Annotated in this window: 9 protein-coding genes; 3 read left to right on the top strand and 6 right to left on the bottom strand. The window is 72.4% G+C overall.

Annotated elements, in window-relative coordinates:
- The first annotated feature begins 244 nt into the window (after positions 1–244).
- Complete coding sequence (locus PSH25_RS31695; protein WP_238662557.1) at positions 245–1,507, top strand: nucleotide sugar dehydrogenase; 1,263 nt, start codon at positions 245–247, stop codon at positions 1,505–1,507.
- 109 nt (positions 1,508–1,616) lie between these two features.
- Here the strand turns inward: PSH25_RS31695 and PSH25_RS31690 are convergent, their stop codons facing one another.
- From PSH25_RS31690 to PSH25_RS31675, 4 genes are all read right to left on the bottom strand, one after another.
- Complete coding sequence (locus tag PSH25_RS31690; RefSeq protein ID WP_238662556.1) at positions 1,617–4,091, bottom strand: ABC transporter permease; 2,475 nt, start codon at positions 4,089–4,091, stop codon at positions 1,617–1,619.
- Positions 4,092–4,238: 147 nt separating this feature from the next.
- Positions 4,239–4,904, bottom strand: coding sequence for a response regulator (locus PSH25_RS31685; RefSeq protein ID WP_124815676.1), 666 nt, complete (start codon positions 4,902–4,904; stop codon positions 4,239–4,241).
- Positions 4,901–6,121 (bottom strand): sensor histidine kinase, encoded by a 1,221-nt coding sequence (locus PSH25_RS31680; RefSeq protein ID WP_238662555.1) that lies wholly within the window; start codon positions 6,119–6,121, stop codon positions 4,901–4,903. The genes PSH25_RS31685 and PSH25_RS31680 overlap by 4 nt, the downstream gene beginning before the upstream one ends.
- Before the next feature lie 45 nt (positions 6,122–6,166).
- Entirely contained in the window at positions 6,167–6,874 is a 708-nt protein-coding gene (locus PSH25_RS31675) for a DUF305 domain-containing protein (protein ID WP_238662554.1), read from the bottom strand.
- A 139-nt stretch (positions 6,875–7,013) separates the two neighbouring features.
- Here PSH25_RS31675 and PSH25_RS31670 point away from each other — a divergent pair, with 139 nt between their 5' ends.
- Positions 7,014–8,459, top strand: a complete 1,446-nt coding sequence (locus PSH25_RS31670; RefSeq protein ID WP_238662553.1) for an LVIVD repeat-containing protein — start codon at positions 7,014–7,016, stop codon at positions 8,457–8,459.
- A gap of 155 nt (positions 8,460–8,614) precedes the next feature.
- Complete coding sequence (locus tag PSH25_RS31665) at positions 8,615–9,826, top strand: ArsB/NhaD family transporter (protein WP_238662552.1); 1,212 nt, start codon at positions 8,615–8,617, stop codon at positions 9,824–9,826.
- Positions 9,827–9,892: 66 nt separating this feature from the next.
- Here the strand turns inward: PSH25_RS31665 and PSH25_RS31660 are convergent, their stop codons facing one another.
- A complete protein-coding gene (locus tag PSH25_RS31660; RefSeq protein WP_238662551.1) occupies positions 9,893–11,482 on the bottom strand; it encodes an asparagine synthetase B family protein in 1,590 nt (529 codons plus the stop codon).
- Between the two features lie 4 nt (positions 11,483–11,486).
- A complete protein-coding gene (locus PSH25_RS31655; protein WP_238662550.1) occupies positions 11,487–12,455 on the bottom strand; it encodes a DUF5715 family protein in 969 nt (322 codons plus the stop codon).
- Positions 12,456–12,687 lie beyond the last annotated feature (232 nt).

The following is a 12,687-nucleotide window of genomic DNA, read 5'->3' as shown; positions in this document are numbered from 1 at the left end:
GCGCCGCCGACCAGCGCGGCGCCCACGACGGGCGCGCCGCCGACGAGCGCCGCGCCGCCGTCTGACCCACCCCCCACCTCCAGTGCGCCTGTCGATCCGGAGGTGCCGGTGGGCGGCTGAGCCGCCCGCTGTCGCCGACCCCGGCAGTCCCACCAGCACCGATATCCCCAAAACGGACTTACGTCGCCGAAGACGCCTCTAGGCTCTCAGCAGGCCATTTACACCATCTGCTGCGGGAGCCTGGGTGAGCGCTGAAAAGCTGGTCGTGATCGGTCAGGGGTACGTCGGACTGCCACTGGCCATGCGGGCCGTCGAGGCGGGGCTCGACGTGGTCGGTCTCGACGTCGACGCCGACCGGGTGAAGCGACTCGCCTCCGGCGAGTCGTTCGTCGAGGACATCCCGGCCGATCGGCTGGGCCGGGCGTTGGGCAGCGGCCGCTACCACCCCAGCACGGAGTACACCGACGCCGACGGGTTCGACATCTGCGTCATCACGGTGCCGACCCCGCTGCGGGACGGCACCCCGGACCTGAGCTTCGTCGAGCAGGCCGGCATCGGCATCGGCCCGTACGTACGCCCGGGCTGCACGGTGATCCTGGAATCGACCACGTACCCGGGCACCACCGAGGAGCTGCTGCGCCCGCTGTTGGAGTCGGCGAGCGGGCTGACCAGCCCCGGCGACTTCCACCTCGGCTACAGCCCGGAGCGGATCGACCCGGGCAACCCGACCTGGCGACTGGAGAACACCCCGAAGGTGGTCTCCGGTGTGGACCCGGCGTCACTGGCCCGGGTGGACGAGTTCTACCAGCGCCTCGTGGAACGCACCGTACCGGTGGACTCGACCCGCGTCGCCGAGCTGACCAAGCTGATCGAGAACACCTTCCGCCAGGTCAACATCGCGCTGATCAACGAGCTGACCATGCTCTCGCACCACCTCGACATCGACGTCTGGCAGGCGATCGACGCCGCCTCCACCAAACCGTTCGGCTTCCTGCCGTTCCGGCCCGGCCCCGGCGTCGGCGGGCACTGCCTACCGATCGACCCGTGCTACCTGTCGTGGCAGGTCAAGCGCCGCCTCGGACGGCAGTTCCGGTTCATCGAGCTGGCCAACGACGTCAACCACGAGATGCCCGAACACGTCACGCAGCGGATCATGGGAGGGCTGAACCGGGACGGCCGGGCCGTCAGCGGCGCCCGACTGCTGCTGCTCGGTCTGGCGTACAAGAAGAACACCGGTGACATGCGCGACTCGCCCGCCGTCGACGTGGCGCGCCGGCTGCAGGCCCTCGGCGCCGAGGTGCACGCCGTCGAGCCGTACGCGGAGGCGCACCAGATCCCCGCCGGGGTCACCGTGGTCGGGCTCACCGAGCGGGAGGTGCGGGCGGCCGACGCGGTGGTGGTGGTCACCGACCATGACACCTTCGACTACGACCTCGTGGTCAAGCACGCCCGCTACGTCTTCGACACCCGCAACCGGTGCGTCGGCCCGATGGTCGAGCGCCTGTAGACCCGGCACCGCTGGCCGGTCCCGCCGCCGGGGAAGATGGCGGGACCGGCCGGCGGATGTCCGTCCGGTGGCCCGGGGTCAGACCCGACGGTCCGGACCGCGACCGGGATCACTGGTCGGCGAGCGCCTCGACGACCGGGCGGGACAGCGCCCGGCGGGCCGGCAACACCGAGGCGAGCAGGGCGGCCAGCACCGCGACACCGAGGATCAGCCCGAGCTGGCCGAGCGGCAGCACCACGTGGAAGTCACCGCCGAGGCGGTCCAGCAGGGCCATCGTGGACGCGCTGACCCCGGTGCCGAGCCCGACCCCGAGCACCGCGCCGACCAGCGCCATCAGCACCGCCTCGACGGCGAGCACCGCCCGCATCCGCCCTCGGGTGAGCCCGACCGCCCGCAGCACCGCGTTCTCCCTGGTCCGTTCGACCACCGACAGGCTCAGGGTGTTCGCCACGCCGACCAGGGCGATCACCACGGCCAGGCCGAGGAGCGCGGTGACGAAGGCGAGCAGCATGTCCACCGTCCCGGTGAGCATCTTCTTGTACGCGCCCTGGTCCATCAGGTTCGCCGTCGGGTAGCGGCCCAGCACCGTGGTGATCGCGTCGCGGGCGCGTTCGGGGCTCACCCCGGTGGCGGGGTCGATCTCGGCCAGGTAGCCCCGCTGGGCCGGGAAGAGCGCCGCGAAGTCCTGGTCGGACAGGTCGATGACGTGACCCGCGGGCACCTCGCCGCCGGGGGTGTCGGCGGTGACCACGGCGGCCACCCGGAATGGCTTCCCACGGACGGTCACCTGCGAGCCGACCTGCCAGCCGCGTGCCCGTGCCAACTCGCGGTGCACCAGCACCTGCCCCGGCCCGACCCGCTCGGCGTCGCCGGCCAGCACCCCGCTCAGCGTCCGACCGACAAGCGCCGGGTGGGCCGCTCGGATCTCGACGTCGTCGACGACCGTGCTGCGCTGCTCGTGCACCACACCCAGCTCGGGGCGAGAGGCGAGTTCACCGACCAGCGCGGCCGGCAAATCCTGACCGATTCCGCTGACCACGAAGTCGGTGCCGATCTGGGCGTCCACACTGCGTTCGATGCCGTCCTTGGTGCTGCGCGCGCCGACCATGAACGCGGAGACCAGTCCGATCCCGATCACGAGTGCCGTGGCGGTCGCGGCGACCCGCCGCGGATTGCGCACCGTGTTGGCGACCGCCAGCTCACCGGTGGCGCCGAGCACCAGTCGTACCGGCCAGCCGAACACCCGGGCCAGCGCCGGGACGAGCACCGGCCCGAACAACACGATCCCGAAGAAGGTGAGCACCCCGCCGACCGCCACCAGCAGCAGCTGACCGGCGCCGGCGGCACCGGCCAGCGCGGCGACACCGACGGCGAGCACCACCGCGCCGATGCTCAGCCGAACCCGGCCAGCGCCCCGGCTGGGCTGCACCGCGGCGTCGGTGAGCGCGGCCACCGGGGCGATCCGCGTCCCCCGCCAGGCCGGCAGCAGGGCGGCGCACACGGTCAGCCCGGTGCCCAGCAGCAGGCCGGTCAGCACTGTCGAAGCGGTCACGGTCAGGCCGCCGGTGACCGGTACGTCCAGCCGGGACAGCAGCAGCCGCATCCCGCCGGCGAGAGCTACCCCGATCAGCACCCCGAGCGCGGAGGCGACCAGCCCCAGCACGGCCGACTCCAGCAGGGTGGACCGGAAGACCTGGCCCCGGGTGGCGCCGATCAGACGCAGCAGCGCGGTCCGTCGGGTGCGCTGGGCCAGCACGATCGCGAAGGTGTTGGCGATCACGAAGCCGGCCACCACGATCGCGACCCCCACGAAGATCAACAACAGCATGCGGAACTGGTCGACGTTGCGGACCGCGTCCTCCACGGCCTCGTCGAGGATCTGCTGCCGACTCTTCACGGTGGCTTCGGCGCCGGCCACCGCGCGTACCTTCTCGGTCAGCGCCGCGACGTCGGCGCCCGGTCGGGCCGCCACCATGACGCGCCCGTAGCCCCGCTCGCCGGTGAGGGCCAGGGCGTCCGGCCCGACCAGGCCGACGAACGGACCGCCGACGTCGCGGGAGGTATCGGCCACGTCGACGGTGCCGACCAGGGTGTACGGGCGGGCTGCCCCGCCGGAGGCGCCGATCCGGACCGCCGCGCCGAGCCCGAAGCCCTGCTCGGCCGCCGTCGGCGCGTCGAGCACCACCTCCCCGGCCCGGTCGGGCAACCGGCCGGTCACCACGTCGTACGAGCGCAGCGCGTCCTCGGTGGGGATGGCCACGAGCATGGTGAAGCCGAGCACCGGACGACCGTCGGCACCGACGATCCCGGCGGTGTTGGTCAGCTCACCGGCTGCGGCGGCCACCCCGTCGACCGCCCGCACCCGGTCGACCAGGGCCGGGGGCAACGCCTCGCGGCCGGCGGAGTAGACACCCAGGTCGGTGTGGCGGTCGAAGGTGCCGGCCCGCTCGTACGCCCCGGTCCGCATCCCGTCGACGAAGATCATCGTGCCGGCGACGAACGCGACGCCGAGCACGACGGCGAGCGCCGAGAGCAGCATGCGCAGCGCCTCGGCACGCAACGAGCGCAGGGTCAGGCGGATCATGCGGGGCTCCCGGTGCAGGTGGCGGATCGGACCCCTCCGACGCTATGGCCGGCACCGGTCTGTCGATCTCCACCTGCGCGCTCGACCTGCGTGCGCCCCGGGTCGCGGTGCGCCCGTCGGTCGCTACGACCCAGGTCGTACGCGCTGTCATCCGCCGGGCGTGACCAGCCCGCTCTCGTACGCCAGGACCACCGCCTGAACCCGGTCGCGCAGCTGGAGCTTGGCCAGGATCCGCCCGACGTGGGTCTTCACCGTCGCCTCGGCCACGTGCACCCGGGCGGCGATCTCCGCATTGGACAGCCCCTGGGCGACCAGCAGCAGCACCTCCCGTTCCCGTTCGGTGAGCTGCGCGAGTCGAGGGTCGGCGCTCGGGGCGGCACCGAGCTGCCCGGCGAACCGGTCCAACAGGCGTCGGGTGATCGACGGAGCCACCACCGAGTCGCCCTGGGCCACCACCCGGATCGCGGCCAGCAGTTCCTCCGGCGGGACGTTCTTGAGCAGGAAGCCACTCGCCCCGGCCTGCAATGCGGCGAACGCGTCCGCCTCGGTGTCGAAGGTGGTCAGCACCAGCACCCGGGGGCCGCCGGCGGGCCGCTCGGCGCAGAGTCGGCGGGTCGCCTCCACCCCGTCCATGGTGGGCATCCGGATGTCCATCACGACGACGTCGGCCTCGGTGCGGGCGAGCACCCGCAGGGCGTCCGCGCCGTCGATCGCCTCCCCGACGACCTCCAGGTCGGGTTGGGAGTCCAGCACCATCCGGAACCCGGCGCGGACCAGCGCCTGGTCGTCCACGATCACTACCCGGACCGTCATGCCGCGATCACCTCCGTTGCCGGCTCTGACGGTAGCGGCAGCCGGACCTCGACCTGCCAGCCCCCGGCCACTCGGGGACCGGCGGTGAGGCTGCCGTCGTACACCGTCACCCGCTCCCGCATGCCGAGCAGGCCGTGACCCCCGGACGGCGCCGGGCTGACCAGCGGGCGGCCGTGACCGTCGTCGACCACCCGGACCACGACGGCCTCGGCGGTGTACGTCAGGACGACCTCGACGCCGGCGCCGACGCCGGCGTGTTTGAGCGCGTTGGTCAGCGCCTCCTGCACCACCCGGTAGACGGTCAGCTCCAGGCCCGGCGGCAGGGCCGGTGGCTCACCGGTGACGGTGCTGCGGACGTGCAGGCCGGCGTCGTCGAACCGGGCCAGCAGGTCGGGCAACTCGGCCAGGGCGAGGCGTCGGTGCTCGGGGTCGGCTGCGACCGCCAGCCCGTCGGCCCCGTCCGGGCCGGCCGGGCCGGCGTCGCGCAGGACGCCGACGAGCCGGCGCATCTCCTCCAACGCCTGCCGGCCGGTGTCCGCGACAACCTTCACGGCGGTGCGCGCCTGGGCGGGGTCACGGTCGAGCATGAACCGGGCCCCGTCCGCCTGGACGATCATCACGGCCATGCTGTGCGCGACCACGTCGTGCAGCTCACGGGCGATCCGGGTGCGCTCCTCGGCGACCGCCGCCCGAGACTCGGCCTCCCGCTCGCGTTCCAGGGTGGTGGCTCGCTCCTCCAGGCTGAGCACGTAGAGCCGGCGGGTCCGCACGTTCAACGCGACCAACCACACCGCGCCGGTCACCAGCGCGTACCACAGCGCGGTCACCCACCACTGGATGACGTTGGGGGTCTGTGCGGCGGCCAGCAGCACACCGACGGCCGCGACCGCGCCGGCCAGCACACCGTCGCGCAGCCGCCGGCCGTACTTCACCACGCTGTAGAGCGCGATCAGGACAGCCACGTCGTAGATGAGCGGGCCCCACCGGGCGATCACCTGGATCAGGGCGAGCACCGCGACCGCCACCGTGACCGCGCTCGGGTGGGTGCGGCGGAACAGCAGCGCCACCGCCATTCCCAGGCCGACCGCCGTGGCCGCCCAACCGCCCGGCTGGCTCACCGCCGCGGCCAGGGAGACGAACACCACCAGGGCGGCGACGGCCACGTCGAAGGCGACGCCACGCAGCGGGCGACCGAACAGGGTGCGTCTCACGGTCACCCAGCGTACGTGCCGGAACGCTCGGCCTCGGGTCCCGCGCCGGGCTCAGCGGCCGAGGACCTCACGCATGCGGTCGATCTCGACGGTCTGCTCGGTGGCGACGGAGTTGGCGAACTCGTTGAGCGTCAGGTCGGAGCCGACCGTGAGCAGGTCGGTGGCCATCTCGATGGCGCCCTGGTGGTGCTCGGTCATCATCCGGACGAAGAGCCGGTCGAAGTCCGCGCCACGGGCCGCGGCGAGTTGTCGCATCGCCTCTGGCGACTGCATGCCGCGCATGGTGCCGTGGTCGTGCCCCTGGACCTCCGCCGGCAGGCCACGGGTCTGCAGCCAGCCGCGCATCATGCCCATCTCCGGCCCCTGGCTGGCCCGGATGCGCTCGGCGATGGCCCGGACGTCGGGGTCGGCGGCCCGATCGGGGGCGAGCTCCGCCATCGCCAGGGCCTGCGCGTGGTGCGGGATCATCATCCGGACGAACCAGACGTCCAGCGAGTTGTGCGGGGCGGGGCCGGCGTCGCGGACCTCGTGCGCCGGGCGGGTGGCCGCCGTCTCGCCTGGACGGCCGGGCGCGATGACGGTGAGGTCGGTGGGGACGGGGCTGGCCGTCGGCGGCGCGGCGGAGGTGGCAGGCGCGGAGACCGGCTGCGCGGCGCCCGTGCCGGTGTCACCGCCGAGGCGGATCACCATGAACACCACCAGCGGCAATGCGAGAGCCAGTGTGACGACCGCCAGGGTGCGTGCGCGGCGGTTGGTCATGGGCCACTCCCTGGAGTCGAGGTCACCGCGATGTTATCGATTGAAGAACCCACTTTGATGTGAGCCAGCTCACATCGACGTTCTTCGTCGGACGGTAACGTGTCAACCATCGTCTCCCCCTTGCGAAGGGCCCCCGCCGATGATCAGATTCCACAAGCCACGGTTACGACAACTGCGTGTCGTGGCGCTCGCCACGACCGGCCTCCTCGTCGCCAGCGCTCTCGCCGCCCCGGCGAGCAGCGCCCAGACGGTGTCGCAGGCGGCTCCGGCCCCCGCGCTCACCAACACGATCCCCGGCGTCGACGAGATCGTGAGCAGCCCCAACCTGCGCCAGATCGCCAACGTGCCCAAGGTCGCCCCACTGGACGCCACCAACAGCGACATCGCCTTCCAGGGCAAGTACGCGTTCGCCGGCAACTACAACGGCTTCGTCATCTACGACATCTCGCGGCCCAGCGCCCCGACGGTAAAGGCCCGGGTGCTCTGCCCGGGGTCGCAGAACGACATCTCCGTCCATGGTGACCTGCTCTTCCTCTCCACCGACTCGTCCCGCAGCGACGACTCCTGCAGCAGCACCTCGCAGGGAGCGAACGTCAAGGGCTCGTGGGAGGGCATCAAGGTCTTCGACATCAAGGACAAGGCCAACCCGCGCTACATCAAGTCCGTCGAGACGGCCTGCGGCTCGCACACCCACACCCTGGTGCCGGGCAAGGACCGCAAGGCCATCTACCTGTACGTCTCGTCGTACAGCCCGCGGGCCGAATTCCCGGACTGCCAGCCGCCGCACGACTCCATCTCCATCATCAAGGTGCCGGTGAAGAAGCCGACCGACGCGGCCGTGGTCGCGACGCCGAACCTCTTCCCGGACGGCGGCTTCCCCGGCAGCGAGACCGGCTCGGCGACCACCGGTTGCCACGACATCACCGCCTACCCGTCGAAGGACCTGGCGGCCGGCGCCTGCATGGGTGACGGCATCCTGCTCGACATCAAGAACCGCGAGGCGCCCCGCGTCATCAACCGGGTCCGGGACGAGGTCAACTTCGCGTTCTGGCACTCGGCCACCTTCAACAACTCCGGCACCAAGGTGATCTTCACCGACGAGCTGGGTGGTGGCGGGGCGGCGACCTGCAACGAGGCCGTCGGCCCGAACCGGGGCGCGGACGCCATCTACGACATCGCCGGCCGCGGCGACGCCCGGACGATGACCTTCCGCAGCTACTACAAGATCCCCCGGGCGAACGCCGACACCGAGAACTGCGTGGCGCACAACGGCTCGCTGATCCCGGTGCTCGGCAAGGACATCATGGTCCAGGCGTGGTACCAGGGTGGCATCTCGGTCTGGGACTTCACCGACTCGGCCAACCCGAAGGAGATCGCCTTCTGGGAGCGCGGCCCGCTCTCGGCCGACACGTTCGTCGGCGGTGGCACCTGGTCCGCGTACTACTACAACGGCCACATCTACTCCAACGACATGGTGAAGGGCCTGGACGTCCTGGAGCTGAACGACTGGCGCACCTGGTCGGCCAAGCTGACCCGTTACCAGGAGCTCAACGTGCAGACCCAGCCCAGCTACCTGGGCTGGTAGGCACCGCGCACCACACCGGGCCCGGTCCCCGATCGTCGGGGGCCGGGCCTGGCCCGTTGCGACGCCAGGCTCCCCGGGGGCGGGCACGGTGGGCCCCGTCACCAGGACGAGGGTTGCGAACCGGCTGGCCAGGCACTGTGCCAACGTGATCAGGCGTGACCCTCGCCGCCCCTCCCGAACCGACCACGCGCTGGCGGCCCCACCCGCTGGACCTGGTGGCGGGCGTCCTCGCCGTGGTCGGCGCGGCCTGCGCGTTGAGCGGGCTGCTCCCCGGCGCGGAGACCACCGCCACCCTGCACCGGATCCTGCCGCTGCTGCTGTTCCTCGGCACCGTGATCGTGCTCGCCGAACTGACCGCCGTGGCCGGTGTCTTCGACGTGCTGGCCAGCCGACTGGCCATCGCCTCCCGGGGCAGTTGGGCCGTGCTGTTCCTGCTCTGCGGCGGTCTCGCCACGCTGACCACCCTCGTACTCAACCTCGACACCACCGCCGTGCTGCTCACCCCGGTGTTGCTCGCACTGGCCCGGAACCTGCGGATCCCCGCCGCCCCGCTCGCCGTCACCACGGTCTGGCTGGCGAACACCGCGAGCCTGCTGCTGCCGGTCTCCAACCTGACCAACCTGCTCGCCGCCGACCGGGTCGGGCTGGCGCCCCTGGCGTACGCGGCCCGGATGGCGTTGCCGCAGCTCGCCGCCGTGACGGTCACCATGGCTCTGCTCTGGTTCGGGTGGTGGCGACGGGAGCGGCCCGCCGGTGGGCGTTTCGTCCCGCCGACCCGGCACGTGCCGGCCGACCCGGTGCTGCACCGCACGGCGCTCGTCGGCTGCCTGATCTTCGTCGCCGGCATCCTCGCCGGCGTGGAGATCGGGCTCGCCTCCACCGTCGCGGTCGCGCTGGTGCTGGTGGGGTTCCTCGTCCGCTCCCCCGCGACGCTGCGCCCGGGGCTGGTCCCGGTCCGCCTGCTGTTCTTCGTCAGCGGCCTGTTCCTGGTGGTGCAGACCCTCGGCCGGCACGGGCTGGACGACCTCGTCGGCACCCTGCTCGGCGACGACGGTGGCGCGTTGGGTGCCCTGCGCGCCGGTGGCACCGGAGCGCTGCTCGCCAACGCGGTGAACAACCTGCCCGCCTACCTGGCCGGCGAGTCGGTGCTGCCGACCGGTGACCACACCCGCCTGCTGGCCCTGCTGATCGGCACCAACGTCGGCCCGCTGGCCGCCCCCTGGGCCTCACTGGCCACCCTGCTGTGGTTCGAGCGCTGCCGGGCGGCCGGGGTGGCGGTGCCGGTGACCCGGTTCGTGCTGACCAGCACCCTGCTCGCGGTCACCGCGACGCTCACCGCGGTCGGCGCGCTGCTGCTGGTGACCTGAGCGCCCCTCGGCGGCGTGGCGACCGGCTCGGTCCGTGGGAGAGTCAGGCGTGGCCTGCCCGGGGGGTCAGTGCCGGGCCGGGCGCGGGCCGACCAGCCGGCGGACCATCGGCGCGGCGTTCCACTTGGCCGCGCCGACCAGGTCGCGGGCGTGCTCCAGGACCGTGTAGTCGGGTCGGGTCAGCCCGTCGGCGATGGCCCGGTCCAGGTCGTTGCCGCAGCGGCTCAGCACGGTGTCGAAGTCCCGACGGACCGGCTCCTGCAGGTCGTAGCCGAACGAGCGGTGCAGCCGGGCGAAGAGCGGCTTGTACAGCCGGACCCGCTCGTGCAACCCCGACGAGTACGACATCGGGTTCTTCGGACGGCGGAGGATGTAGTCCGGCAGCACGTCGGCGAACGCCCGCCGGACGATCCACTTCTCCTGCCCGTGGCGCAGCTTCAGGTCCAGCGGCAGCCGCATCGCCAGCTCCACCACGCTGAGGTCGAGGAACGGCACCCGGGCCTCCACGCCGTGTGCCATGGCGGCCCGGTCGACCCGCTGCAACTCGGTGCGGCACAGGTTGCGGATCCGGTGCAGGAACAGCCTGCGGGCCGCGGCCGGGTCGACCTGGTGGTACATCGGGTACCCGCCGAACAGCTCGTCGGAGCCGTCACCGGTCAGCACCACCTTGATGCCCAGGTCGCGGAGCCGCCGGAAAATCGGCACCGAGACAACCGCGTTGATGATGTCGCCGTACTCGGTCAGCTCGGAGATCCGGATGGCCTCCCGGACGTCGGCGAGCCGGATGTCGCGCGGACGCAGCTCGACCACCACGTGCGGCACGTCGAGGTCGGCGGCGAGCCGCCGGGCGTACGCCACGTCGGGGCTGTCCGCCACGCCGACCGTCACCGCGACGCAGTCCGGGTGGATGTCGCGCACCTGCCGCAGGGTCAGCGAGCTGTCCAGACCACCGGAGAGCACCACCCCGACGGTCAGGTCGGTCTCCACCCGCATCCGGATCGCGTCGCTGAGCGCGGCGCGGACCAGCAGCGCGGCCTCGTCCGGGTCGCCGATGACCGGCAGGCCGTCGCCGATGGTGAGCAGGTCCACGTACGGGCTCAGTCGTACGTGCCCGTCCGCCTCCGCCCAGCCGTGGTGCCCGGGCGGCACCTCGGCGATCGGGGCGCCGTGCCCGACGAGCGCCTTGACCTCGGAGGCGAGGTGCAGGCAGCCGGGCCGACGGGACCAGTACAGCGGCTTGACCCCGAGCGGGTCGCGGGCCAGGTACGCCCGGCCGGTGGCCCGTTCGACGACCGCGAAGGCGTACTCACCGCGGAGCCGGGTCACCGCCGCCTCGCCCCACTGCTGGAACGCGGCGAGCAGCACCTCGGTGTCGCTCTCGGTACGGAACGCCTGCCCCAGGCGGGTCAGCTGCGCCCGCAACTCGCGGTAGTTGAAGATCTCGCCGTTGAAGCAGAGCAGCCACCGCTCGTCGGACGAGGTCCACGGCTGCACGGCCCGGTCCCGGTCGACGACCCGCAGCCGGCGGGTGCCGGCGAGCAGTCCGCTCTCGGAACGGGTCTCGGTGACCTCACCGCGCGCGGCCAGGACGGCGAGCATCCGCCGGAAGGTCGTCGGGTCGGCCTCGGGCCCGATGCTCAACGCGATGCCGCACACCGGCTCAGACCCCCATCTCGGCTTCGTACGCCCGGCGCAGGCGACGCCGGGCGGTGGGCGCGAGACACAGGTGCCAGGCCTGCCCCTCGTCGATCACGTTCAGCTCGCCGGCCTCCTGCCGGCTCAGCAGCAGCTCTGCCAGGGCGTCCCGCGCGCCGAAGCGCTCGAACCAGGCCAGCTCGACGTCGACGGAGTAGCCGAGGCAGTGCCCACTGGGCAGCATCGCCGCGTAGCCCAGGCGGCGCAGCCGGTACTGGTGCTCGGCGCTGCGGACCAGGCTGGTCACCCACAGTGGCGGGGTGGCCGGCGGCGCGACGGCGGTGAACTCCCGTCCGATGTCGTTGAGCAGCGCCACCACCTCGCGTCGGGCGCGGCGGAACAGCAGGCCCGCGGTGTGCGGGGTGGCGTCGGGTCGCAGCCGGCGACGCAGCCCACGCGCGGCCCGGCCCAGCATTGTGGCGGGCTGCTCCTGGTAGCGGAAGCGCAGCAGGTCACGGCGGCGCAGCCACTCCAGGTCGACCAGTTCGGCGCTGCCGTTGACCTGGTCGTCGGTGACGAAGGTCGGCGCGTCCTGCCACCACAGGACGTCGATGCGGGAGAGCAGGTAGATCCGGACCAGTGCGCTGAGGTCACTCGCGGAGGTGCGGTCGTTCGGCTGGTAGCGGGCCATCTCCAGCAGCAGCGTCTCGCGCGCGCCGATCAGCCCCTGCGGGGTGGCGTCGAGGACCGCGGCGAGCGCCGGCTCCCGCAACCGCTCGTCGATGAGCACCTGCCGGGCCCGGGTGCTCGCCGCGTCGGCCAACGCGCCGACCTCGACCAGCAGTTCGGCGACGGCGGCCCGGTACGCGGCCAGGTCGGGCGCGGGGGCGGGAACGCGGCGGGGGGTCGCGCCGGACGGTCGACGGCGGGCCGGAGCGGTGGGCGACGGAGGCGAACCGGGCTGCTGTCCCGGGCTACGGCTGGGCACTCGCATGACGGGTCCCTTTCTCCGGTCACGGCACTGATGGTTCGCCCTGAAACACACCGTAATCATCGGGATCGGAACGGACCGAACATTCCTCCTATCTCCCCCCGAACGGAGCTGGGGACGACGCACCGGTCGGGGGTGTGACCGTTGGGTGGGGCGCCTGTGGAGCTGATGTCGTCAACGAATCAAGGCCGCCGGCTTCGCAAGCGGGCCCGTGATGTCACAAACGATTCAGCTC

This window comes from Micromonospora foliorum, from assembly GCF_022229015.1.
GTDB lineage: Bacteria > Actinomycetota > Actinomycetes > Mycobacteriales > Micromonosporaceae > Micromonospora > Micromonospora foliorum.
This window is presented reverse-complemented; position numbering and strand designations above follow the sequence as displayed.